This window comes from Leptospira ryugenii (assembly GCF_003114855.1).
Taxonomy (GTDB): Bacteria; Spirochaetota; Leptospiria; order Leptospirales; family Leptospiraceae; genus Leptospira_A; species Leptospira_A ryugenii.
Genome location: NZ_BFBB01000008.1, coordinates 579,407 through 602,595 on the forward strand (window position 1 = coordinate 579,407; position 23,189 = coordinate 602,595).

25 protein-coding genes are annotated in these 23,189 nt (G+C 38.8%); 11 read left to right on the plus strand and 14 right to left on the minus strand.

Annotated features, from left to right (window positions below; all coding sequences use genetic code 11):
• Window positions 1-7 precede the first annotated feature (7 nt).
• Window positions 8-871: an SDR family NAD(P)-dependent oxidoreductase gene (locus DI060_RS15465; protein ID WP_244594442.1), complete on the minus strand. Its 864-nt coding sequence runs from the start codon at window positions 869-871 to the stop codon at window positions 8-10.
• Window positions 872-888: 17 nt separating this feature from the next.
• On the opposite strand from DI060_RS15465, the gene DI060_RS15470 reads away from it, so the two are divergent.
• Both DI060_RS15470 and DI060_RS15475 read left to right on the plus strand, forming a co-directional pair.
• Window positions 889-1,644, plus strand: coding sequence for a biotin--[acetyl-CoA-carboxylase] ligase (locus tag DI060_RS15470; protein WP_108977833.1), 756 nt, complete (start codon window positions 889-891; stop codon window positions 1,642-1,644).
• Window positions 1,644-2,435: a type III pantothenate kinase gene (locus DI060_RS15475; protein ID WP_108977834.1), complete on the plus strand. Its 792-nt coding sequence runs from the start codon at window positions 1,644-1,646 to the stop codon at window positions 2,433-2,435. The genes DI060_RS15470 and DI060_RS15475 overlap by 1 nt, the downstream gene beginning before the upstream one ends.
• Here DI060_RS15475 and DI060_RS15480 read toward each other — a convergent pair.
• The 4 genes from DI060_RS15480 to DI060_RS15495 are packed head-to-tail and all read right to left on the minus strand — an operon-like array spanning window position 2,430 to window position 5,530.
• Window positions 2,430-3,053, minus strand: coding sequence for an SGNH/GDSL hydrolase family protein (locus tag DI060_RS15480; RefSeq protein WP_108977835.1), 624 nt, complete (start codon window positions 3,051-3,053; stop codon window positions 2,430-2,432). The two genes, DI060_RS15475 and DI060_RS15480, sit on opposite strands and share 6 nt — an antisense overlap.
• A 7-nt stretch (window positions 3,054-3,060) precedes the next feature.
• Window positions 3,061-4,542 carry a dolichyl-phosphate-mannose--protein mannosyltransferase gene (locus tag DI060_RS15485; protein WP_167837024.1) on the minus strand — a complete coding sequence of 494 codons (1,482 nt, stop codon included), beginning with the start codon at window positions 4,540-4,542 and terminating at the stop codon, window positions 3,061-3,063.
• On the minus strand, window positions 4,523-4,861 hold the full coding sequence (locus tag DI060_RS15490; RefSeq protein ID WP_108978173.1) for an STAS domain-containing protein: 339 nt from the start codon (window positions 4,859-4,861) through the stop codon (window positions 4,523-4,525). The genes DI060_RS15485 and DI060_RS15490 overlap by 20 nt, the downstream gene beginning before the upstream one ends.
• A gap of 54 nt (window positions 4,862-4,915) precedes the next feature.
• Entirely contained in the window at window positions 4,916-5,530 is a 615-nt protein-coding gene (locus tag DI060_RS15495) for a tyrosine-type recombinase/integrase (RefSeq protein WP_108977837.1), read from the minus strand.
• A gap of 200 nt (window positions 5,531-5,730) precedes the next feature.
• Here DI060_RS15495 and DI060_RS15500 point away from each other — a divergent pair, with 200 nt between their 5' ends.
• The 3 genes from DI060_RS15500 to DI060_RS15510 are packed head-to-tail and all read left to right on the plus strand — an operon-like array spanning window position 5,731 to window position 8,484.
• Window positions 5,731-6,801 carry a toxic anion resistance protein gene (locus tag DI060_RS15500; protein ID WP_108977838.1) on the plus strand — a complete coding sequence of 357 codons (1,071 nt, stop codon included), beginning with the start codon at window positions 5,731-5,733 and terminating at the stop codon, window positions 6,799-6,801.
• A 1-nt stretch (window position 6,802) separates the two neighbouring features.
• Window positions 6,803-7,672 (plus strand): 5-bromo-4-chloroindolyl phosphate hydrolysis family protein, encoded by an 870-nt coding sequence (locus tag DI060_RS15505; RefSeq protein WP_108977839.1) that lies wholly within the window; start codon window positions 6,803-6,805, stop codon window positions 7,670-7,672.
• The gene (locus tag DI060_RS15510) at window positions 7,672-8,484 is read left to right on the plus strand and encodes an inositol monophosphatase family protein (protein WP_108977840.1); all 813 of its coding nucleotides are present in this window, start codon (window positions 7,672-7,674) and stop codon (window positions 8,482-8,484) included. Before DI060_RS15505 ends, DI060_RS15510 begins: the two co-directional genes overlap by 1 nt.
• Here the strand turns inward: DI060_RS15510 and DI060_RS15515 are convergent.
• Genes DI060_RS15515 through DI060_RS15530 form a run of 4 tightly spaced genes read right to left on the minus strand, consistent with a single transcriptional unit; the run spans window position 8,465 to window position 12,778 of the window.
• Window positions 8,465-9,637, minus strand: a complete 1,173-nt coding sequence (locus DI060_RS15515) for a glycosyltransferase family 4 protein (protein ID WP_108977841.1) — start codon at window positions 9,635-9,637, stop codon at window positions 8,465-8,467. The two genes, DI060_RS15510 and DI060_RS15515, sit on opposite strands and share 20 nt — an antisense overlap.
• The gene (locus DI060_RS15520; protein WP_108977842.1) at window positions 9,634-10,695 is read right to left on the minus strand and encodes a glycosyltransferase family 4 protein; all 1,062 of its coding nucleotides are present in this window, start codon (window positions 10,693-10,695) and stop codon (window positions 9,634-9,636) included. The genes DI060_RS15515 and DI060_RS15520 overlap by 4 nt, the downstream gene beginning before the upstream one ends.
• Window positions 10,692-11,750: a glycosyltransferase family 4 protein gene (locus DI060_RS15525; protein WP_108977843.1), complete on the minus strand. Its 1,059-nt coding sequence runs from the start codon at window positions 11,748-11,750 to the stop codon at window positions 10,692-10,694. Before DI060_RS15525 ends, DI060_RS15520 begins: the two co-directional genes overlap by 4 nt.
• Before the next feature lie 2 nt (window positions 11,751-11,752).
• Window positions 11,753-12,778, minus strand: coding sequence for an LIC_10202 family protein (locus tag DI060_RS15530; protein ID WP_108978174.1), 1,026 nt, complete (start codon window positions 12,776-12,778; stop codon window positions 11,753-11,755).
• A 94-nt stretch (window positions 12,779-12,872) separates the two neighbouring features.
• Here DI060_RS15530 and DI060_RS15535 point away from each other — a divergent pair, with 94 nt between their 5' ends.
• On the plus strand, window positions 12,873-13,763 hold the full coding sequence (locus DI060_RS15535) for an NAD-dependent epimerase/dehydratase family protein (protein WP_209452073.1): 891 nt from the start codon (window positions 12,873-12,875) through the stop codon (window positions 13,761-13,763).
• On the opposite strand, the gene DI060_RS15540 is transcribed toward DI060_RS15535, so the two are convergent.
• Window positions 13,744-14,895: a M48 family metallopeptidase gene (locus DI060_RS15540; RefSeq protein ID WP_108977845.1), complete on the minus strand. Its 1,152-nt coding sequence runs from the start codon at window positions 14,893-14,895 to the stop codon at window positions 13,744-13,746. The genes DI060_RS15535 and DI060_RS15540 overlap by 20 nt on opposite strands.
• A gap of 5 nt (window positions 14,896-14,900) precedes the next feature.
• Window positions 14,901-15,854 carry a YjgN family protein gene (locus DI060_RS15545; protein ID WP_108977846.1) on the minus strand — a complete coding sequence of 318 codons (954 nt, stop codon included), beginning with the start codon at window positions 15,852-15,854 and terminating at the stop codon, window positions 14,901-14,903.
• 105 nt (window positions 15,855-15,959) lie between these two features.
• Here DI060_RS15545 and DI060_RS15550 point away from each other — a divergent pair, with 105 nt between their 5' ends.
• Window positions 15,960-16,268, plus strand: coding sequence for an LIC_11321 family protein (locus DI060_RS15550; RefSeq protein WP_108977847.1), 309 nt, complete (start codon window positions 15,960-15,962; stop codon window positions 16,266-16,268).
• The gene (locus tag DI060_RS15555) at window positions 16,244-17,230 is read left to right on the plus strand and encodes a patatin-like phospholipase family protein (RefSeq protein ID WP_108977848.1); all 987 of its coding nucleotides are present in this window, start codon (window positions 16,244-16,246) and stop codon (window positions 17,228-17,230) included. Before DI060_RS15550 ends, DI060_RS15555 begins: the two co-directional genes overlap by 25 nt.
• Here DI060_RS15555 and DI060_RS15560 read toward each other — a convergent pair.
• Window positions 17,191-18,384: a pyridoxal phosphate-dependent aminotransferase gene (locus DI060_RS15560; RefSeq protein WP_108977849.1), complete on the minus strand. Its 1,194-nt coding sequence runs from the start codon at window positions 18,382-18,384 to the stop codon at window positions 17,191-17,193. The two genes, DI060_RS15555 and DI060_RS15560, sit on opposite strands and share 40 nt — an antisense overlap.
• A 91-nt stretch (window positions 18,385-18,475) precedes the next feature.
• Here DI060_RS15560 and DI060_RS15565 point away from each other — a divergent pair, with 91 nt between their 5' ends.
• Entirely contained in the window at window positions 18,476-19,726 is a 1,251-nt protein-coding gene (locus DI060_RS15565) for an MFS transporter (RefSeq protein WP_108977850.1), read from the plus strand.
• Here DI060_RS15565 and DI060_RS15570 read toward each other — a convergent pair.
• Together DI060_RS15570 and DI060_RS15575 are read right to left on the minus strand one after the other, a co-directional pair.
• Window positions 19,715-20,572, minus strand: coding sequence for a hypothetical protein (locus tag DI060_RS15570; protein ID WP_244594443.1), 858 nt, complete (start codon window positions 20,570-20,572; stop codon window positions 19,715-19,717). The genes DI060_RS15565 and DI060_RS15570 overlap by 12 nt on opposite strands.
• 102 nt (window positions 20,573-20,674) lie before the next feature.
• On the minus strand, window positions 20,675-21,142 hold the full coding sequence (locus tag DI060_RS15575) for a DUF3347 domain-containing protein (protein ID WP_108977852.1): 468 nt from the start codon (window positions 21,140-21,142) through the stop codon (window positions 20,675-20,677).
• A gap of 140 nt (window positions 21,143-21,282) precedes the next feature.
• On the opposite strand from DI060_RS15575, the gene DI060_RS15580 reads away from it, so the two are divergent.
• Both DI060_RS15580 and DI060_RS15585 read left to right on the plus strand, forming a co-directional pair.
• Window positions 21,283-21,633: a VOC family protein gene (locus tag DI060_RS15580; protein ID WP_108977853.1), complete on the plus strand. Its 351-nt coding sequence runs from the start codon at window positions 21,283-21,285 to the stop codon at window positions 21,631-21,633.
• Window positions 21,634-21,676: 43 nt separating this feature from the next.
• Window positions 21,677-23,188 carry a hypothetical protein gene (locus DI060_RS15585; RefSeq protein WP_108977854.1) on the plus strand — a complete coding sequence of 504 codons (1,512 nt, stop codon included), beginning with the start codon at window positions 21,677-21,679 and terminating at the stop codon, window positions 23,186-23,188.
• Window position 23,189 lies beyond the last annotated feature (1 nt).

The following is a 23,189-nucleotide window of genomic DNA, read 5'->3' on the forward strand; positions in this document are numbered from 1 at the left end:
CTAGAATCTAAACTGGAATATTTTTCTCAAGTCCCTTGTTTGCATCCAACCAGCCTTTGGAAACTTTCAGTTTGACAGCTAGCCAAAAAAAGAAACGTGGGAATAGGGTCGGAAGAACCACTATGGACAGCCTGAGATAGGACGGAACCATCACCTCAGCTTGATTTTTTTGAATAGCCTTTCGAATGGCCAGGGCAACAGAGAGGGGAGGGATTACCGGAGTAAAAATAGAAGGTTTCACACCTTCTATCATTCTCGTTTTAGCCATGGTGGGACAGACCCAACTAACACCAATATTTTTTTCATAGTATTCCATTCTGAGAGCATGTGAAAAGCCAACTACTGCATGTTTTGTGGCAGAATAAACAGCTGTACCTTCCGAGCCATACTTTCCAGCAATGCTTGCCAAATTTACAATGTGCGCATTCTCTGCTTGGGATAAAATTGGTAGTGCCAAATGTGTAACTTTGATTAAACCTGTGACATTGATTTGGATAGCTTTTTCCCATTTTTGAAATTCACCGTCAACAAAGGAGCCCGAAGGAGCTATACCGGCATTGTTGATCAATATCTCAAAGGATACTTTCTTCTTTTGTATTCGGGAGAACAAGGCTTCGATCTGAGAGACCGAAGAAAGATCGCAAGGATAGGACTCAAATTCTACACCATAAGACTCAATCTTTAGCTTCATCTCTTTGAGAGCTTTTGTGTCTACATCTACACCAATGATTTTTTTGATCCCTAACTTTGCAAAATCCTCACAAACAAGTGCGCCAATGCCCATGCCAGCACCGGTGATCAGAGCCGTTTTTCCTTTTATTTCCACAAACCAAGAGAATGCTGTTTTTTTACTTTCGTCAATCCAATTCAAAAAAAGACAATCCTAGTATGTCGTATCACTTCTTAAAATGGGAAAAAGGCCAGAGGCTTTCCTCTGTCTCCTCTACAAATGAGTGGATCAAAAATCCAGAGGTGCCTGTAGGATCTTGGGTTATAGCAGATGAGCAAACGCAAGGAAAAGGAAGAGGGCAACATACCTGGCAGACATTAGGTGATGAATTTTTAATCTTTTCTGGTAAGATCCAATTTCCGCAGACGGATATCCAATTGCAATTGGTATCTATTTTTGTGGCGGCAGGATTGCTAAAAGCACTACAAAAAAATTTTCCAAAAGTTTCTACTGATCTGAGTATTAAATGGCCAAACGATATTTACAGAGAGGACAAAAAGGTCGCCGGAATCTTGATCGAATCTGAGATCCAATCTGGAATTTGTACTTTGGTTATTGGAATTGGGGTAAATGTTTTTGGACAGAACGTCCCCAATGAATGGAAGACTAAGGCTGCCTTTGTTTCTGATAACCTGCCTATGGAAGGAGAGTTGGAGACACTGACCAAAGATTTAATTGAACAATTGAATCACTATTTCATCAAAATGATTGATCCAAGTACAATTTTACAAGAATTGATTTGGGTTGAAAACCATTCTTACTTAAAAGACAAAGCAATTGAAACTCTCTGGGATTCAAAAATCGTGAGAGGAAAAGTTTTGGGAATTGATGAATTTGGTTTCCTCATCATTATGACTGAGAAAGGCGAGAAGATTGAGCTTATGGATACCTCTCCAGAGTTTAGGGTGATTTAATGGCAGACAGTGCACTTTTATTGGTTGTGGATGTTGGGAATACAAATACTGTATTTGGGATTTTTCGAGAAGGGCAAGAACAACCTGATTTCCATAAACGAACTGTCACGAGGAGAGACAGGACATCCGATGAACTCGGTCTTTTCTTAAAAGGCTTTTTGACTCAAGAGAAAGTTGATTCCCTTCAAATCAAAAAAGCAATCTATTCCAGTGTAGTGCCCTCCCTCAATCCTATCATTGAACGCATGTTTGAGGATTGGTTTGAAGTAAAACCACTTCGTGTACATTACCAAATGAAGTTAAATTTTGGTATTACCTACCCTCGTCCTTTTGAAATTGGAGCAGACCGTTTGGTGAATGCCGCCTACTGTGCAAAGATGTTTCCCAATCAAAAGGCAATCTTAGTAGATTTAGGCACTGCGACTACCTTTTGTGTGATCAATGAAAAGCCAGAATACGTAGGTGGAGTGATCGCTCCAGGTTTAAAGATTTCTATGGATGCTCTAACGAGAAACACAGCACAGTTACCTCCGATCGTATTTGGTTCACCGAGTGTTGTCTTAGGAGGATCTACCGTGGAGTCTATACAATCAGGATTCTTTTATGGTTGGATTGGTTTACTGAAAGAAATCGTACGCGCGATTAAAGCAGAGTTGCCTGGCGACTACAAAGTGATTGGAACAGGTGGTTTGGTAACAACGATTCATTCTTCCGATAACAAAGTTTTTGACCATATCGATCCAATGTTAACTCTCAAGGGCTTAAAAATCTTAGCAGAATTAAACTCATAGTCCTAGTAGGATACGAGCATATTCATTACCGATCAGATCATACCCCAATTGGTTGGGGTGGATAGGGTCGGCCAGGGGATAAAGATTTTCGGAGTTGCCACTTTTTTGAAAAACCAAATCCAAATCTGCCAATCTGTATCTGGGGTTCTCGGCTACAAGTTCTCGAATTCTCTGGTTATTTGTTAGGATAGACTCAAACAAACCAGTTTGTTTGGTCCGAGGAACGGCACTCAGAATGAAGTATGGGCTTTTATTGATTGTCAATTGAGTTAAAATTTCTTTATATCTTTCCAAAAATCCAGAAGTTCCCGTATAACTTGCATCATTTGTCCCAAGCTCTATAATCCAAACATCTGTAGGTAACTGCTCAGCTCTTGGCAAATCATTCAACCAATTGCGAGTATCGTAACCAGCAACAGAAAGATCAGTGATTTGGTATCTGCTTGAGAGCTTACCTTTCAATCCGAATGCATCCGACCATTGCGAGAGAGAGTCCCCTAAAATACTGATTTTGATTGTAGAATTTTGGTTTAACAAAGCTAAACTCACACCTATATCATTTTGATTCTGTTTATAACAGGATATAAAAAAAAGGGCAACAAACAGATATCGTCTCATATAACATTCATCTTGGTTTTTTGTAGATGATGGTACCAAAAGAATACCAATGTTGCGAGGGGACAGGTATGTTGATTTCTTCTCGGATCCAATCTGGGTGTTCGGATAAAAATGTGCGGATCGTTTGGTTTATTAAATCCTCTCTATAAAAGACAAAAGCATCTTGAGAAGCAATTGTATCCGAATAATGTTGGGAGGGTATTTCTAATTCTCCAGGTATAAATTCTAGGAGAGTTTTGTTTGGATCACTTTGCTTTAAATAAAAATACGGATCAGGGATGGCTTGCAAATATACCTTTTGGTGGCCTTTTAGGGAATTCTCGATTTGAGAAAAATGATTTTTGAGCAGTTCAGAAGAATTTGTTTTTATGTAATGAATATTTAAAATTGAAATCCAACCAAGAATAGAAATAGTGATGCTTACGATTGTCAGAGAGAGGCCGATATACTTTTGTTCGCTGATGATTGCCATCCCAAGAGCAAATGGAAACATAAAATGAATGACATACCAACCTTCTGAAGAGGAAAAGATTGCAAATACTATAAGCGCAAACCAAATCCAGAATAGTACAAATCGTTCAGGTATTTTTTTAAAAGATCTTAATACTTGAAAAGTAAATAAGGAAAGAATCAAAAATTGAAAAAGTATGATAACCATCCTGAACTTAGAAAATGCAAAACCAAAACTAAAGATTTTTAACTTAGTTAAAAAATCAAAAGTCCCAAATAAGGACTTTTTTCTTGTTAGCTGGGCACCAAATTGAACAAGAAATAGCTCCCAATCGGGGTGAATGTAAAGAACCCAAAGAAAAATCGGGAGAAAAGCCCCGATACCACCATAGAAAAACATCTTCCACCTTATTTGTTTATCTCGGATCAGAGAATAGAGAAAGAGAGGTCCTAAGGATAAAGCAAATGGATGCGATAAAACAGATAAGGCATAAAAAATACCGGATAAAAATGCTCTTTGTCTATCCCGTCCTTCTGAAAAAGAACAAACCAAACTCAACAAAAAAAATAAAATTGTAGTCCCTTCCATTCGTGCGGGTATCCCAAAACGAAAGAACAAGGGTTCATATAAAATAGTTGTACACGCGATTAAGATTGATGATTTCGAAAATTTCCAGAGATGGAGAAGATACACAAATACGATTACAGATGAGATACTCGTGAAAAAACTCACCGTACGAATTGTTCCCAGCGTTGCTGAAAAAATTTTGATACAGAATGAAGTCAGTAGGATATGAACAGGAGGCATCCAAAGAGTTTTGGATTCCATACCTGGTATAAGGCCTATGAGAACATCTGTTTGGAGGATACCAGTCTTTGCAAATTGAGATGCCGGTGAAAAAAATAAAACTTCATCGGGCCAGACAGGAGGAAGTTCTAAACCGATGGAAATGAATAGGACAGCAGAAAAGAAAAAGGGGAAAAAAAACGGAAAGCGGAGAAAGCTACGTAGAGATGAGTTATTTTGAGAGTGAAGCAACGGCTTCTTGCTCAGTTTCAAAAACTTCAAAGAGGTCAAGGAGCTCAACCACATCGAAAACTTTCTTAACAGGAGGAGTGATGCAACAAAGTTTGAGTTTGCGACCTTGTTTGTCTAGTTCGCGAACCATACCCACAAAGATTCTGATCCCAGAAGAGGAGATATAGGAGATGAGCTCAAGGTTAATGATGATATCACCATTTCCACTTTGCACATCTTCTGCTAATTTTGCCTCAACCTCGTCAGAATGTGTAATGTCTAGTCTACCATTTAGGTGGACTAAGGTATGATTTCCAATTTTTTTGGTCTTTATTTCCAAAACGCGCCTACTTACGGACACGATCATGCATTCTGGTTAACATTCAAGAAATTTTTAGGCGGCTTTCCTTTGTGGGCCTCTAAAATTTACATTTAGCGCATTTCCTAACAAATTTTCATACAATTGGAGGCGTGTCTTTGTGCTTTTGATAGACCTATGCCCCAAAAGCCTTTGGATCTCCTCTACAGAATGCCCTTTTGCATAGAAATACAGAGCCAATGAGTCGCGGAGTAAAGGTATGTGGAGAGGTTTCCTTAAAAATTGGGAGGCTTTGCTCAATACTTTTTGGATGGAGCGGACTTCCCGTGGCCCTTTTCTTCCCGGAAAGAGTAGATCCGTGTCGATAAATTGCTGTGCTTGCAGGAAGAGCTCACGGCATAAGGTCTTCTCTACAAAGACCTTTCTTTCTTTCAATCGTTTGCGGTTGCCTAGGGAAATGGACTGCTCATTCCAATGGATATCGACTTTTTTCAGTTGTAAAAGCTCTGGAAGTTGTAAGCCCGTAACGATCAGCAAACGTAAGATGAGGTAATGTTCAAAATTGTACTTTCTAATGTCTGCTAATACTTTATGTACTTCATCATTGCTGAGGAGAGGGCTTTGGTACTCAGAGAGAAGGACCTCGGGAAAACGATTTTGAGGGAAAAGGGGTAGGAGCGATTTTAACATAGTTTTTTTCTCACAAATTATCGGATGGAATCAGAAGCTCTTCGAGACCAACTAGAGAAAGAATGTAAAAAATCTAAGAAAAGGAGCTCGGTATGAATCGATTATTTTTCTAAAAATTCACCTTTTTGATCGAATCTTTTCTGCTTGCATGGCGCTTCACAAAAGGCAAATTTTAAGTAGCAAGACAAAGGATTGGTAGTATGGACTCCCTAGAAATCAAAACAAATGATCCTGAATTACAACTCACAGCAGAGGAACAGAAAAAAGTACAAGAACTGACTGCTCAGATCAAATTAGACCAACCCAATGATATCATCCAATATGGCTCCCAAGTCCAAGCAAAAGTTTCTGAATTTGCCGACAAAGTATTAGGTGAAATCAAAACAAAAGATGCTGGTTATGCGGGTGAACTCTTAAATAATTTATTGTTTCGAGTAAAAGACCTAAACCTAGACTCTGTTGGCTCGGAAGGTGGAGTCTTATCAAAGATTCCTGTGATCGGAGGACTCTTTGATGCAGGAAAGAAATTTCTTGCCAAGTTTGAAGACCTCCAGAGCCAAGTAGAAAAAATCGTAGATGAACTCCACGTAGCGCGCACAAATTTAACGAAAGACATAGCCCTTCTACAAAATTTATATGAAAAAAATTTGGAGTACTTCAAAGAGATCCAAATCTATATTGCCGCCGGTGACCAAAAGGTACAAGAGTTTCGCAACAAAATATTGCCAGATATGTTGGCTAAAGCCCAAGCACAAGGGGATACCTTAGCCTCCCAAAAATACCAGGATATGGTGCAAATGGTAGACCGTTTTGAGAAAAAGCTCCATGATTTGAAATTGAGCCGAATCCTTTCTCTACAAACTGGCCCACAAATCAGGTTGATCCAAAATGGAAACCAAGTCTTGGTTGAAAAAATCCAAAGCTCAATCTTAAATACGATTCCTCTTTGGAAAAACCAAATCGTCATCGCACTTGGACTCCTCCGCCAAAGAAAGGCTCTAACGGCTCAACAAGAAGTCACCAAAACAACAAATGAATTGATCCAAAAAAATTCCGAAATGTTAAAATCAGGAACGATAGAGATCGCAAAGGAATCAGAGAAAGGTATTGTTGAGGTCGAGACACTCAAAAAAGTAAACCAACAATTGATCGAAACAATATCTGAAACATTGAAAATCCAAGAAGAAGGAAGATCAAAGCGCAAACTTGCAGAACAAGAATTGATCAAATTGGAATCTGACATCAAACAAAAACTTCTGGAAGCAAAGTAGTATGGAACAAGAAGAACCTATCTCTAAAGAAGAAAAACAATGGGCAAGGAGGGCACACCTAAGCACCCTACTTGTCTACCCTCTCTCCCTTTTGCCCTTTCCTTTTTTTATGGAAGCATTGGGTGCATTGGGTATTCCTTTTTTGTTTTGGCTATCCAGAAATAAAAAATCCTATTCTGCCGCTCAATCCTTAGAAGCACTCTACTTACAAGCGATCGTTTCTTTTGGTTATATAGGATTTGGAAATGCGTTTGCTGAAGATCGCGTACTCCTAGTATTCGCCTATGTGTTTATGGGATTTTTACATCTATCTTTGTTGGGCTTTGGTGTGTTTCGAACTAGCTTAGGCAAAGCACATAAGTATCCATTTAGTTTCTTTCCCTTTCTTTTTTCGAGTAGCAAAACAAAACAAAATTGGAATGATCTTAAGAACCAGTTTTCTGACAAGATAGAGTTCAATGAATACAAATCATTGATGGAACGATTTGATACAAACAAACTTCAAATCGAGCGAGAGCTCAAATCTTTGAATGATACAAATCTGATCACTTTGGGAAATGAGATGTTACACTCTTTGAGTGATTTGCGTATCCAATTGGCGGAAAAACCAAATGAGTACAAAAAGGCCAAACAATATCTAAATTACTTTCCAGATACGATTGCAAAAATCCTAAGTCAGTTCAATCGCGTATCGTCAAACACTCCTTCTACTGATGAAGGCGCAAAACGTAAAACAGAACTCAATCAGCTTCTCCATGAAGTGATCAAAACTACGGAGCAGGTCAGACAAAAAATAAAAGCCGATGAAACCTTGAATTTAGATGTAGAAATTACCGCCATGAAGAAAAACATTGAATTTGGTGGCTATTAGTGAACTCAGAGCTTAAATCTCGCTCCTATCATTTTTTAAACTTTCTTCCCAAAGTAGGACAGTACCTCATCCAAACCCAAACCGAGAAAGACTTCATGGTATCGGAAAAAGCGATCTATGATTTGGTGACGGAGGCTGACATCCACTCAGAGAAAATGATTTTAGAAGAGATAGAGAAGAATTTCCCAGCTGATGGCTTTTTGTCAGAGGAAACGGGAGAAAAAGAGAGCGCATCTGGATATCGATGGATCATTGATCCGATTGATGGAACAACCAATTTTGCCCACAAACTCCCGCTATACGGAGTGTCCGTCGCCCTAGAACAAATTGAAACAAAAACTCCTGTTCTTGGCATTGTTTTGGTTCCAGCTTTAAACCAATGTTACCATGCTATTCTCGGTGAAGGTGCTTTTTGTGACAAAAAACCCATCAAGGTATCCCAAACACAGACTATGAAGGATTCCCTCTTCACAACGGGCTTCCCATATGACCGAAACAATTCCTTGGATGTTCTTTTAACCTATTATAAATCCATCTTGAAAAAATCACGAGGGATACGCCGTACTGGGGCGGCTACCATTGACCTTTGCTGGGTCGCAGACGGAAAGTTTGAAGGTTATTATGAGCTTGGTTTGAAACCTTGGGATATGGCTGCTGCCGGATTGATCGTTACTGAGGCAGGAGGAAAGATCACCACCTTAGATGGAAATAACTTTGATATCTATACCCCGAGCATCGTTGCTTCGAATGGTCATGTTCACATGATGCTTTTAAACGAGTTCGAAAACTCAATCATTCGAGAAGTTTATTAACAAGATCAAATACTTTAGCTCGTACAATGTCTTTGGAAAAATTCAAACGAACATACTGGTAACCGTTCTCTCCCATTCTCATTGCATTCTCTCTATTATTTAAGAAATAGGATAGCATTCTATGAAAGGATGTCTCGTCTGAATAAAAAAGACCTCCTTGGCTTCGTAAACAATGACCGCGCATGACTTCGGATTTACCATTTACAAGTACCGGAATTTTATTTGCCCAAGCTTCCATCATTGCAATCGAAAAACTTTCATATGGTGATGGGTTAACAAATAGATCTGCCTTCCGAATGTATTGGATTTTTTCTTTTTCGGAAATGTAACCAGGCAGAGATACAACTTGCGGAACAGTTGATTTAGGAAGGTATAAATTTCCAAGGCAAACAAAATTTATCTGACTAGAGTCGGATCTTTTTTCCCATGATTGTATTGATTGGAATAGCTCGGGGTAACCTTTCGATGCTTCCATCCGACCCATTGTAATGACTGTAAAAATCTCTTCTTTTTCTTTGGTTGAGTTTTGGAAGACTGTTTCTTCTAGAAAGGTACCGATCAATGTATAATTTGGAGTGGAACGAAATCGTCTTTGGTAGACTAACAATTCTTCGGGTGCATTGAAGGAATAAAAGTAATCAGATCGATACACTTTTTCAAAAATAGAAAGATTTAAGACAGGTTCTTCATGAAATGTTGGAATGATAAGACTCCTTATCTTTAATTTTGGTAAAAGTTCTACTATTGGGTAGTATAAATACCCTACCAAAATCACTAGGGCAAACTCATGCTCTCGCTTTAAAAAATTCTCTAGTAAGGACGGAACAAACGGTCCTTGTTCTTCAATGAATTCTTTCTCTTTGGCTTCATTTTCCTTTGGGAGGTCTTGTAATAATGAATCCAAGATTCGATTCATTTTCTCAATCTCTCTTTCTTTTTTCACTTTGAACCTATGGATAGGGTAACCATCAAAGTATTCTGTACCTTCAGGATATTCGTTCTTCCAGGTTAAATAGTCTTTTGCGCAAGAAGTAAATACTTCAATCTCATACTTGTGCCTAAGAATTTGAACATAATCGAAGGCTAACTTTTCAGCACCTCCGGCAACATTTGGCAAATATCTCGAGACCACCAAAGCGATTTTTGGTTTCATTTGATGTTCTCTATCAAATCTATTAAGGCCTTGGAATGCTGGATCGAGAGGTATTGATTCAATCGATTTGTCTGTTGCTCGATAAGTTGATTTTTTTTGGTTTGATCTGAATCTAAGGACACAATGTTTTCTACTAGATTGATAAAGTTTTTTTCGGTAAACAAAATACCACTACCACCCAATGTTTCTTCTACTGCTCCAGCCTTATAAGCAAATACTGGAAGGTTGAAATACATGGCCTCCATTAAAGGTACACAAAATCCTTCATGTTCGCTCATAGAGATAAAATAATCACTCTCTTGGTAGTGCCTTGATAAGCTCTGTAAATCAACAAAGGAAATGATATGAACCAAATCTTTAAGTTCATATGTATGGATCATAAATTCAAGTTCTGCTAGATAGGATTTTTGATTTGGATTGCAAAATCCAACTAAATTAAATTGAAAAGGTCGCTTTGTGACTTCTTTCCAAATTTTTGCAAATCGTATCAAATCATCTTGTCTTTTATTGGGTGCTATTCTGCCAACAAACAGAAATTGAAGAAAATCCTTGTTGTGTTTCGAAATTCCTTCTTTTTTCCATTTCGAAAAATTTAAACTCAATGGGAGTAAGTGAACATTTTGAAAGCCATTCTCTATTAATTCCTGGCGATTGTATTCGGACACCGCAAAGAAATCGTGGAATTTTTCTTGAATGATGCTTAGATCTTTTCTCCCTTCAGCTAGCAGATAAGAAAATCTGAGATCATATGGTTCAAAGTAATGTTTGGGAGTAACATTATGATAAATTAAAATTTTACGATTTGGAAATTTTAATAAAAATGGGAGAACATCTGAGTGGATAGAATGATGGTAAATAAAAATATCATTGTCTTGGACGTCTGCTTTCGTGAATTTCTGCGCTAGTTTTCGATCAGGCTGATTGATATTCTCAGAGAAGATTTTTGTTTTGTATCCACTTTGAACAAATGTTTGGTCCAAGGAAATCATTTCTTGTGTAATAGCATCACCTAATTGAAATCCTGCGGAAAACTGTAAAATTCTGTATTTCTTTTTCATTTGTTTAACAAGACTGGAAGCGTTTGTTGCCAAGGATAGTTATTGTAAAAGGAAAGGGCATCCCATTGTTTTTGGATTTGGGAGAGTCTTTGCTTTGGATCTTTTGAAATGGTTTCGAGCAAATTTATTAATGTTAGATGGTTTTTCGCATTAAATATTTGTCCTCCTCCATTCATGGTAGTGCGAACAGCACCCGCTTCAAACGCAAAGACTGGCAATCCCATTCCGAAAGCTTCTAAGATTGGAAGACAAAATCCTTCATGTTCACTCATTGATACCATACAAAGGCAATCTCTCATCACTTGTAAGACTTCAATGTCTTTGAGACCTAATAAAAAATCAACGGAGTCTTTGATGCCAAGATTGTTTGTGATTTGTTGCAAAAAATCAAAATAACCGTCAAAAGCTCCAATTACCGAGCCAATACACTTTAAGCGAGCATCCTTGTACTTTTGTTTCCAAGAAGAAAAAAATACGATTAAGTCTTCCCATTTTTTTTGAGGTGCAAAACGACCAACAAAACAAATATCATTTTGATTGGATTTCCAGACCAAATCTGTTTCGACTCGGTATTGTTTGCAGATGGGTACGTGGAAAAGGGAATGAAAATCATAACTTTGCAAGACATGTCCATTGAAAGGTGAATCACACCAAACTGAATCTACAGAGATAGCCATACTCGCTAACTCGAGATAAGAAACTGATTCAAATTTTTCCATGGCTGAATAAATTTCAGGTGTAGTTGTATTTTTATAATATTGAGCGGGTGTTATGTTGTGAAATCGTAAGATTTTTTTTCCTGGAGCACCAAGGAAGGCTGAAAGTGGATAACCATGTCCCCCAAAATGAAGAATGTGGATATCACTATTGGAAAATTTAGGAAGATGGTCTATTTTATAAAATTGAGTTTCGTAGAGGGAAGTTCCAGTTCTAGGAAGCCGAGTGATAAAATTTGATTCTATGTTTAATTTTCTAAACTGGGTGTGTAAACCTATAGCATCATTGCCAACGCCATCAGAATCTTTCAATTCATCTATATGTTGGAAGATCCTCATGATTAGACTTTTGTAAATCTAAAGATTTCAAGAGAGGGATGGATAGTTAAATTTCGTTGCGAGTCGAATTGAATTGTCTTCATGTATTGAGGCAATAAATTGGTGTCTACTTTACAAATATCGATATCAGTGAATACCCGATTCAAATCCTCTTTCCCAGCTGTTAGTACGGAAAGGTATATATGCGAACCCTTAGTAAGAAGTTCACTGGCCTCACTTAAAATTTTTTCGATATAAATGGAGGGAAATCGATTGAGTGGGAGAAATATAATGAGATTGTCTACTGAGTTTAATGATTGTTGCAATGGAAAGGTTTGAGTGACGAGCTCCACCTGTGAGCAGATTTTGTTTTTTATGAAACTATATTCGGATTCAAGGTTTGTAAAGGATTTAAAAGGAACTTTAGCAATTGTTAAGTCTTTTAGCAACATTCCATAAGACGGAAATAAGACAGCAACGGAACTGAGGCCTTTCATATCCTCAACAGCTCGACTCCAAAAATCATTCTTTCCTGCTGATTCAAAGTACTGGTATGTAGACCATCCAAAATCTAGAGAGAATCCATCCTCTTTGGTGGCAGAAGTGTTCAGGACTTCCTTTCGAAAAGAGTCTAATCGCTTTTCAATATTTGAGATTCTTTTATTTAGTCGAATTAACTCGTGTAATACGGAAAAAAAAGCCTTTAAACGATTTTCAGATAGCTTTTTGTCAACCAAGCTATAAAAATCAATAATACTGGTGAAAAGATACTTGAGTGGTCCTTTGATGAACCAAAGCTTAGGGTTTGTAAATTTAGGTGCCGAGATACCCTTTTCAAATAGATGCGCCGTCGTCGCTGGGTCAAATTTGCGGTATCCTTCCGGAGATTCGGGTTGGTACTGCATTCTTTGGATTCTTTCGAGCTCTTCGAGGCTGGGTGGAGGGAGGGCGATCTTTGATTCTATGGAATTTACGATTTCTTGGACATTCAGATGGCTGTCTCTGATCTCCTGAAAGGGGCTGGGTGTAATAAAAGGCTCTCTCTCCACAGAATTCTTTCTTTTGTTGAGAGGATTTGAAATTTTGCAAGGATGGCAAGAAAATCTTAGGATCTTTCGGGAAAATTCCCCTTTTATGAAAAAAATAAAAATACTGATCACTGGTGGGTCTGGCTTTGTGGGGAAATATCTCATTTCTGCACTGGAAGCCAAAGGAACATACGAAATTCGGTTCCTACAATCCGACATTCGTGATCAGAAACAGGTTTTAGATCAAATCCAGAAGGATTCACCAGATTTTGTGATCCATTTAGCCGCCCAAGCCTTCGTTCCCAGAGCGATAGAAGATCCATGGGAAACGGAAAACATCAATGTAATGGGAACCTTGAATCTATTGGAAGGTTTACATCGTTTGAAAAAACCAGTGCGCATGCTTTATGTTTCCTCCTCTGATGTATATGGAAGGCAGAGATTGGAAGATTTGCCCTACAATGAAGCCTTATCACCAAACCCACTCAACCCGTATTCTGGAAGTAAATTGGCCGCAGAAACATATTGCAAACAGTACGCTTTGTACAATCAAGATCTCCAAGTTATCATCGCGAGACCATTCAATCATATCGGTGTAGGCCAGAGAAAGGAGTTTGTCATTCCAAACTTTTGTCACCAAGTAGTGAATGCAAAAAAGAGAAATGAAACGTTTATCTCAGTGGGTGATTTATCTCCAACACGGGATTTTTTAAATGTGAAGGATATTGTTGATGCTTATATCACTTTGATCGAAACGGGCTCATCCGGAGAAGTCTACAATATTTGCTCGGGAAAAGAAATTTCTATTCAATGGATGGCAGAGAGCATTCTTAAAATCTCTGGGTACACTTTAGAATTTCGCATAGATCAAAGTAGGATACGCTCAGCTGAGACAAACCGAGTTTTTGGGGACAATACCAAGATCAAAAATTTGGGTTGGAGCCAAAAGTATGAGATCCTGGATGCACTTACGGAAATATATAGATTTATTGAAGCGGAGACTTAACTTTCTTTGCTTTGCATGACTTTTTCACCCGATTCCAGTCTTTAAGGGCAAAGGGATCAGATGAGCTTCGGAACATTTTATCTTTTATCTTTGCTATGCGGTCTTCCGTTGCTGGATGTGTATTCAACAATTCAAATACTCTCATCGTTGAATCATTCCCAATCACATCTTGTTTTTCTTCTTTTAAAATCCTTTTCAATACGATCAGGAATCCTTGTGGGTCGGATTTAGCATTGCGCAAGAGAACTAAACCTTGATCATCTGCTTCATCTTCAAAATCTCTGGAAAACTTTAAAACCAAAACCGTACTCACAAGCTCAGATACATTTTCTAAGGCTTGGAAATCGCCTACTCCAGGACCGATCAAAAAGGTGATGAGTGCGGTAATTCCAAGGGCTTTGACCAGCTGGCGTACGTGGTGACGATTCTCCACATGTGAAATTTCATGCGCCATGACTCCCCATACTTCATTGGGATGATCACTCTTTTCAAGCAATCCTCGGAACAAATAAATCGTTCCTCCTGAAAGCGCGATGGCATTTGTATTGGGAATGTCGAGAAATTTTATCTGATAGGTGAAGGGAGATCCCTTCGGAATGAGGAGGTTTGCTTTTTTCGAAAAGTATTGGCTCAGCTCATTGGATTCACACAAAGGTAGGGATGATTCAATTCGTTCGGAGACTTCTTTGCCAAGGGAGACATCAAAGGTCACTGGTATGACGAGATGAATTTTTTTTAGCATAGAAACATAAGCGAAGCCAATGCCGATTAATAAAACGAGGCCAACCGCAGTGATTAGTACGGGATGAACCATTCTTAACTCTCGATTGATGGCTCTGGATAGATTCATATCATTTTTTGCACGGAGCCATAGGAGTTCGATTTCTCTCGCTTCCTCTTGATTGCAATGGATTTCTAGAATAGGACTTTCCTGAGTTTGGTCTTCCCTGAATGTAAATTTCAAACCTTTGGCTTGGAAAGTTAGGTCATGGAAATCTCTTAGATGCAAAACCTCTTTCGTCGACTGGCTAAAAAAAGATACTTCCGTAGGAGAGAGAGCAACCTCCCCGGATATCGGAATCGGAGAGGTTCCATTGAAGTATCTGGCTGAAAACTGTTTGTTTTCGAGCAAACGGGTTATCCTAGAAAATTTTCGAATGCTTCCGCAAGTGAATCTAATCCTTCCGTAATTGCATTCGCACCTAAGTCAGGTTGTGCAAGAATGGATTCAAAATCGATCTCCTCTTCTAATTCAATGGCATGATAAAAAAGTTGGTTCATCAAGACGACTGCCCAGCCATATCCAATTCCGAAGGTGAAAAAAATGAGAAAATAAGCAAGAATGCTATATCCCAAAACTTTTCCGCCACTCAAATCGGATCGAAACCGTTTCCCTTGGAAAGAGGTTTGGGACCAAGTATAGTTGTATTTTTCTGCAATAAACCAAGGAATGTAGATCCCCAAAGTAACAATTGTTAATATGATTACTTTTAGGTAGATGAAAAACAAATCCTTTCCATTTAAAGTGAGGGTAAAGTAGGCATTTCCATAACGCGTCTTCGAGCCAATGTAACTTTCTTTTTTGGCATAAAACCATGGATAGTAGATCCCTAAGGTGAGTATGCAAAGTAAGATCCCAAGCGCGTAGATTTTGATGATATCCAATGCCTTACCAGAGAATCCAAATCGTACATTTCGATAGGAAGAGCGAGATGTAAAGTATCTCTTATTGCCAACAATAATGAATGGATTGAGACCAATCAGGAAAAAGACAATGAGAAGGTATGTGCCAAACAATTGTGCAAATGGATGGACAAGGGCCAGTAGAGAAGAAATGGCAACAATGACGAGACCTGCAACAGCCAAAATGACGAGCGCCTTCAGAAATCCGAGCAACCTCTCTTTTCCAGATCCATGGAAAGCAAATGCTTCTCCGGCCCAATAGAGATTTTGTGCATTGTATTTTTGGACATTCGTCTTAGCCCAAAAGCTATAAATACCCAATGTCACAATTGTCAGAAAAATGTTCTTTAAGAATATAAGGAGTAAATCCTCACCCTTGCCTTTGTATTCTAATCTTCTATTGTCCATGATCCCTTTCCTTTTGAAATGCGCTCCAATCCTCTACTCACATCTTCTCTCAGTAAAGAATAATTTTAATTTGGCATTCCGTCGGTGACGAGAGTCTATACAGGTATGAAACGAGTGCGGATGTTGATAGGATTGAGCGTGGTCTTTTTAGGATTCTTGTCTCTACCAGTAAATTTGATCCAAGCACAGTCATATTCGGAACTGCCACCTAGCGTGAACGATTTGAAAGAGCAGGACAAATCCGTGAGACAGCCGAAAGATCGGAAAGAAAAGAAAGGCTGCTGTAAGATCAAATACCCAGCAGGTGGTTATGATTTTTTTCTAGCAACAGAGGAGGCTTGTCGAAGAAGTCTTTACTTTGATCGCTATCTAGGAGAAAATAACACTCTATGTTTCCGCTGGGAAGAGGATTAGACATCAATTTATCCGATGTAAAGGACCAACTATTACAGACGATTCAGAAGTTTCTCCCTCAGTACGAAGCGTCACTTGGGATCGCCGGTGGAGGCTGTAAGGCATTTTACGCACTAGGCATTGGAAGAAAGCTCAGAGAGTGGGGCGTTCGGTTTACTGAGGTTTCAGGGGTTTCGGCAGGGGCTGCCATGGCCTTGGCGATGCTCTCAGAAACCGAGGACGAGACGGTCGAGTACTTCGAAGAAATCACCAAACGGAATTCTAGTAACTTCCATTTCTCCAATCTCTTAAGAGGAGAGAGAACTTTTCCCCATGAAGAAATGTACCGCCGTGGCATCCGATTTGGTATGCGCTTCGACAAGATTTTGTCCTCAGGCGCCAAGGTGTACATTCATACTGTTAGAGCCTACCCCAAGGAAAATTCTCTCCAAAACAAATTCCGTCTGGCAAGGTTGATCAGCGAAACAGGCAGAGCTTTTTTACTCGATGATCGGGATAGAAATGAAGGCATAGCTTCCAATCGGATGGGAGAAATCATTAAGAAATGGAATATGGAAGAAGTCGTTTTTACAGAAAGAGATTTTTCAAATCCTGATAATATAGAACAGTTTATTCTAAATTCTTCTTCAATCCCTCCCATTGTGGATTTTCAATCTGTGAATAACGAGTATTATTTGGATGGTGGATTAACAAATAACTTGCTTCTCGAAAAATTCCAAACCAATGCAAAAATTATAGGAATTTACTATGAGCCAGCGACCATCGTTGGGAAAGATCCAGACTTGCTCAAACGATCTTTTTTGATCAAACCTTCTCGACCGCTTCCCATTACCTCATTTGATTATACAAACCCCAAAGGGGTAAGAGATACCTATGAATTAGGGAAAGAAGATGCAGAATCTTTAAAAGATGAAATCATAGACTACTTAAAGAAAGATTTCAACTCTCTCATTCCACTTTGAAATTCCTCTTCTGGAACCAAGAGGCTAAGCACCATTACCATTCTATCTTTGGGAAAGGAATACCACTCTCCTGGATGACAGAATACCTTTGTTTTTTTTAAAATTTCAATGCAGAGATCTTCAGAATGAGTGTATAGAGAACCCAAGTGCTCAATACACAAATGCCATCCAGCCTTTGTTATGTGAATCTTCCAGTTTGTATCTTCGCCGAATAATTCTTCAAGGAAAAATAGATTTCGAGAGAGTCGATTGCGAATCTGGTTTTGTACCAAAGGAGACCATCGCAGAAGATTGGGTAATAATTTTTGGATTGTAGAATTGACAGATAGATAGGTATCGGCAATGAGTTCTAAGGAGGAAATTGCCTTTTGCTTGAGTGTTTCTTCTCCTTGTACATGAATCCAAGCCAGCTTCCATTGAGGAAGGGCCAAGGATTTTGATATTCCATTGATGACAAAGGAAAGAAATTCTGATTGTTGTGGATAAAAGTATTGAGACTCGTACTTAGAAAAAAAGTAATCAGCAAAAACTTCATCCACTAAAAGTGGAATCTTCGTTTGTTTTGACCATTGGCAGATGTTTCTCCATTCATTTGCCTGCAGTATGGAGCCGGTAGGGTTCGAAGGGGATACAAAAACTACGAGCTTTGTTTTGGTAGAATACCTTTCCTGGATTGAATCTAGGGAATACTGCCAATCACCTAATTGATGTTCAACCAAAGGATACTCGATGACTCTCACGTTTTCTAAGGCAGCGATAGATTCAAACAAAGGATAGCCAGGTGCAGGAACCAAAATCTCATCGCCTGGATTTGTTAACATTTTTAAAATAAAGGAAATTGCTTCAGAAGTTGAGGAAGTAAGAATCAAATCATGCGGACTACCATGCCCTCCTTTTTTTTGGACACTTTCCCAAATCGCAAGCCGGGTCGCCTCACTTCCTTTGGGATTTGGATCATAGCTTGATAATTCTAGTTCCGATACATGGTGTGTTAGTAAATGATTTGGAAAGCTAAGTCCTAGAGAGTTTGGATTGGTACGCACCAAATCATTCAGCCCCTGGCTTTCGAGTTTGGATTTTAAGCTCATCAATTTGCTGTGCTCTGAAAAAAAATGGGAATCGTTAAATTTACGCGAAAATGAAAAAGAATTCATTAATATCTACCAGCGAAACATTACTTAGAATTATTCACATTTAAAAGATTTTTTTTGCTTATTTTTTGACCACTTGGTCAACAATGGTACCATGTCTGCACAATCCGAAGGCGCTCCCCAAAACCATACTGATTCGCACGTACCTAAGGAAAGAATCATCATTCTCATCCTCGCTCTTTTTCAGTTCTTTCATATTTTAGATTTTGTCATCATGATGCCTTTGGGTCCTGTATTCATGAAAGAGTTCAAAATCAATTCTGCAGAGTTCGGGCTCTTGGTCTCTGCATATACCTTTAGTGCTGGGATATTGGGATTTTTAGGTGCTTTTTTTATGGATCGTTTTGATCGGAAAAATGCGCTCCTATTTGTATATTTCGGATTTGCCTTAGGCACTTTATTTTGTGCTCTTGCTCCAAATTATGAGATGTTGCTCGCAGCTCGTATTTTAGCAGGTGGATTCGGAGGAATGATAGGAGCCTTAGTGCTCTCCATCATAGGTGACATCATTCCAATCTTTCGAAGAGGAAAGGCGACAGGCGTAGTGATGTCAGCCTTCTCTTTGGCATCTGTGATTGGCGTACCATCTGGACTCTATCTGGCAAATATCTGGGGTTGGCATTTTCCTTTTTTAGCTTTGGCAATTTTGAGTTTTGTATTATTACCCATCTCTTATCTTGCACTTCCAGAAATCAGAGTACATCTTTCGGATAAAAAGGAAGGCGAAGATAAATGGTTAGCGATCAAAACAGTATTTTTGCGTAAAACTCATTATTATGCATTTGCATTTACAACATTACTTATGTTTGGCGGATTTACAGTCATTCCATTTTTGAGTCCATTTTTAGTTTCCAATGTAGGATTGACTACAGAACAATTACCATACATTTATTTCTTTGGGGGGATGTTTACCTTCTTCACAAGTCGAATGATAGGTATATTATCTGATACCTATGGAAAATTTAGAGTCTACCTGATCTTGGCTTTTGCATCCATTCTACCTGTTTTGATCATCACAAACCTAAAGCCTACTCCAGTTTGGGTGGTGATATGCATCACAACACTGTTTATGATCCTTGTTTCCGGGCGGATGGTTCCTGCCTTTGCTATGATAACGTCTACGGTTGAGCCTAAGATACGTGGTAGCTTTATGTCTGTCAACACGGCGGTGCAGCAAGTAGCTTCTGGGCTTGCTTCCCTTCTATCGGGAGCTATTCTTTCACAAACTGCCACGGGAACTTTACTGCACTATGAAATCGTGGGCATTATTTCTGTGTTTTCTTTGGTTTTAAGTGTTTACGTTGCGTCTTTTGTAAAGGTTAACGAAAAAGAATCAGCGCAATAGATCGATTTTAAGTGGTTTTAAGATATCTAAATTGCCGTTGATTAAAAATTCTAATACTAGATTTTTTTGTGATTGGCTGATCACTTTTTTGTCAAGGAGCTGATTTAATATTTCAGAAGAGGTTTCAATGTCCAGACCATTCAACTCTGAAAAGATAAATTGAATGTTAAGTTCGAGTCTATTTTTTTCGGAATAGTGCAGTAACTTCTCAGTGAGGTCAAGGATTCTTTGGTGTCTTTTGATCAACTCCTCCATGGTGGATAGAATCATAAAAATTTCCATATCCTCTGAGAAGAGACTCAGCATATGGTCATAAATCTTTGGGGATTGAATCGGAAGTTCGTATATTGCATCACCTAAGGCGAGATAAAGTGTTTTTTCTTCTTCTGGTAATAAACCTGTATAATCTCGCAAATTGGAAACTATGGTAGAGGGAAGAACAACCAAAAACTGAGAAGCTAAATAAGCAGAGTTCTCTTCTCGCAAAAAATAGACGATAGTATCACAAATCTTTTGGAAATTTATATACTTCCAATAGCGATAGCTTCTGACTTCGAAAATATTTCGTTTCCTTCTATCTTTGATGGGCAAGGCATCGAATGATTCAAAATCGGCACGAAATAAATTTGCTAGTGTCTTTGCAGAAAAATTCTCGATCGCATCTTTGACAATAGGCGGTTCGTTAATGTATAGGAAATAGGTGATCAACTCACGGTTTTCTTTGGACTCCACCAAAAATTCTTCCAATAAAGTCGGGTGGGCTTGGTGGAATGCAGAAATCCCAACACGAAAGGTCACTTTCTCTTGCAGAAAAAGGAACAACTTTTCCTTGGCCAAACAATTCATCTGCTCCTTCTCCTGTTTGCTTAACAAGGGAATAGACGATTTGCAGTTAGCCAAGCAGGCCTCAGATAGCCCTACGTCGAGAAAACAACGCTTCATGGGATCTTACTCAGTTAGCAACTCTCCACAGTCGCGCATATCTTCCGCATATGGATTCCTGACCACTGTATCTTGTGAAACCCAATATTTGTCCACCATGGGACAATAAAACTTGTTGTACTTTCCTTGGTATTGGCTAATCTTCTTGAGTTCTAAAAGTTTTAAAGAAAAGTCAGAAAGTTTTTGATACAAATCATCTTCCCCTTTGGGGTTTTCCAGGAAGAATTGGCTCGATTGCTCTGCCCAAATTTTGAAGTTAGAATTTTCTGATTTAGATGCTTCGTTTAAGATTTGTTTTATGGTAGTTAAATGAGCCTTTGTAGGGTCTTTCAATAAAAGTTCATGGACTTTTTCGTTTTCCAGGAAGAGTCTTTCGACCAATCCTAGGTCTCCTGTGTTCCAAGGTTCGGATTTTTTCTCACAGGAGCTGAAAAGTAGAAAAAAAAGAGTAAGGGTGGAGGTAACAAGTCTCATAATTGAATTAAATTTTCTGGACTATGGACTGGGAATTCAATTTTAAATGCAATCTCAGGAGAAATCCCATTGCTTTTTTCTCGACAAAGCCGCTTTTTCAAGCATGATGACAGAAAAGTCCACCAAGGTAACAGCACATCATGATCATCGTAGAAGGCATCGGCCACGTGAATATCCCGGTTTCCCAATTGGAAGCATCCATCGAGTTTTATCGGGAAATCTTTGATTTTGAATTGGAGTCAAAAAAGGATTCCGAAGCCATCCTATCTTTGGACTCTTTCAAAATTCGTCTCGTCAAAGGCACTCCCAAAGACCAGTCCATGCCAGTGATCAGCTTTGTTATGGATGTGGATGATTTTACAGAAGCGATCTCAGAACTCGAAGAAAAAAACGTAAAAATCGTGAAGGGTCCAGAAGGGACAGAGAACGGAGAAAGCCTGACATTTACTGATCCAAGCCAAAATTTGATCGAGATCTACTACGAGAACTAATTCCGGTTGATTTTTCCATAACATACGATAGAGTCCTCATGGCATGCAACCAGCGACCAATGAGGACCGCCTTGAGTTGGAACAAATTCGGGATTTCCAACGCGGTTACGTATATTTCCTTACCAACTTCCAAAACCTAATCACGAGCTTTTTGCAATTTGTCTCTTCTGGGACCATTTCCGAGCAAAACAAACGAGATTTGCTTCCTTACCGCAAAGCTCTTGATATCGAACTCAACTCTGTACAAAAACGATTGAAGGAAATCATCTTCAATCTCGACGAAAAGCATATGTACCCCATGGTAAAGAAAGAGTATGCTCGGTTCTTCCAAGGAGGTTATGTTGATGGGCCAAGAACCGAATTTGTTGAGTTCATGGTTATTTTTGAAATGCTCAGAGATCTGATCATCGATTCCAAACCTCCCTGGCTTGAACTCAAACATTCCATAGAGTTAGGAAAGTTCACTGACCATATCTTCCGAGATGATGCCCTTCTCCAATTTCGCATTCTGCCTATGTTGGAAAAGCTAAACCAAATATCGATCTTTGTAAAACGAATGGCCTGTATTCTCGGGATAGAAAATTACAAAACTGTTTTTGAAAATAGGAGCATTAAACCAAAGTTTAACGAAACCTTAAGCTATAAGCTTTCGGCAGTCTTCAGTGAAAATTTGTATGAACAAAATGGCCAAAGGACTCGCGCAGAAGAAGAATCTGAGCAAAATCGGCAATTTTCTTTGGAAGTAGAATCAGACTTTTTGTTCTCAGAGAAAAAACCACCAAAGAAGGAAACTCCGATTCCGATTAGAAAAGAGGCAAAGAAAGAAGAGGTACCTGTAAATTTTATACAAGCCTTTGGCAAGTATTCCTGGAATTCGGACCTTCACTACTTCTTTAGGTATGAACTAGATAAATACCAAATCGAAAAAAATCTCTTTAAACAAACCATCAATATGGATACACATCTGGGTGCAGATGAACAGATGTTGAAATCTGAATTTATCAAATCAATGTCCAGTATCAAACGAAAGTTAAAGTCACCGCAGGAATACGAAATCGATTATCTAACCTTCTTGAATAATTTCTTTGATTTCATTGAAAATATCATCATGATGAACTTAGGTATTCCCAATTCACTAAAATGGGTTTTTTTATTTCATATAGGTCCTTCTCATTTTTATATGATCATAAAGAAGTTTCTCATGGAAGTAAATACTGGTTATCTCCATGTCCAATCTTCCGATGGGAAAAAAGTCACCCGCGTCATTCCTGGAGAGGTAGTAAAAAAGCACATCATCGATTATTGGAACAAAGTCATCTTACCAAACGTGGGAGATGAAAAGAACAATCTCTCCCTACTAAGAAAAATCGCAGAGGTAGTTCAGGATAAGTACAAAGAGGCTTCAGCTCGTGCAATGGCTGAGTATGACAAATTGCCCGCTGAGGTAAAGTCTGCCAAGAGAATCGATGAGATCTTCCGAGAAAATATGAACCATTGGATGGGCGCGGCAAACATCATCATCTTTAAGCGATTCGTGAAAAACAAATCTATCTAAA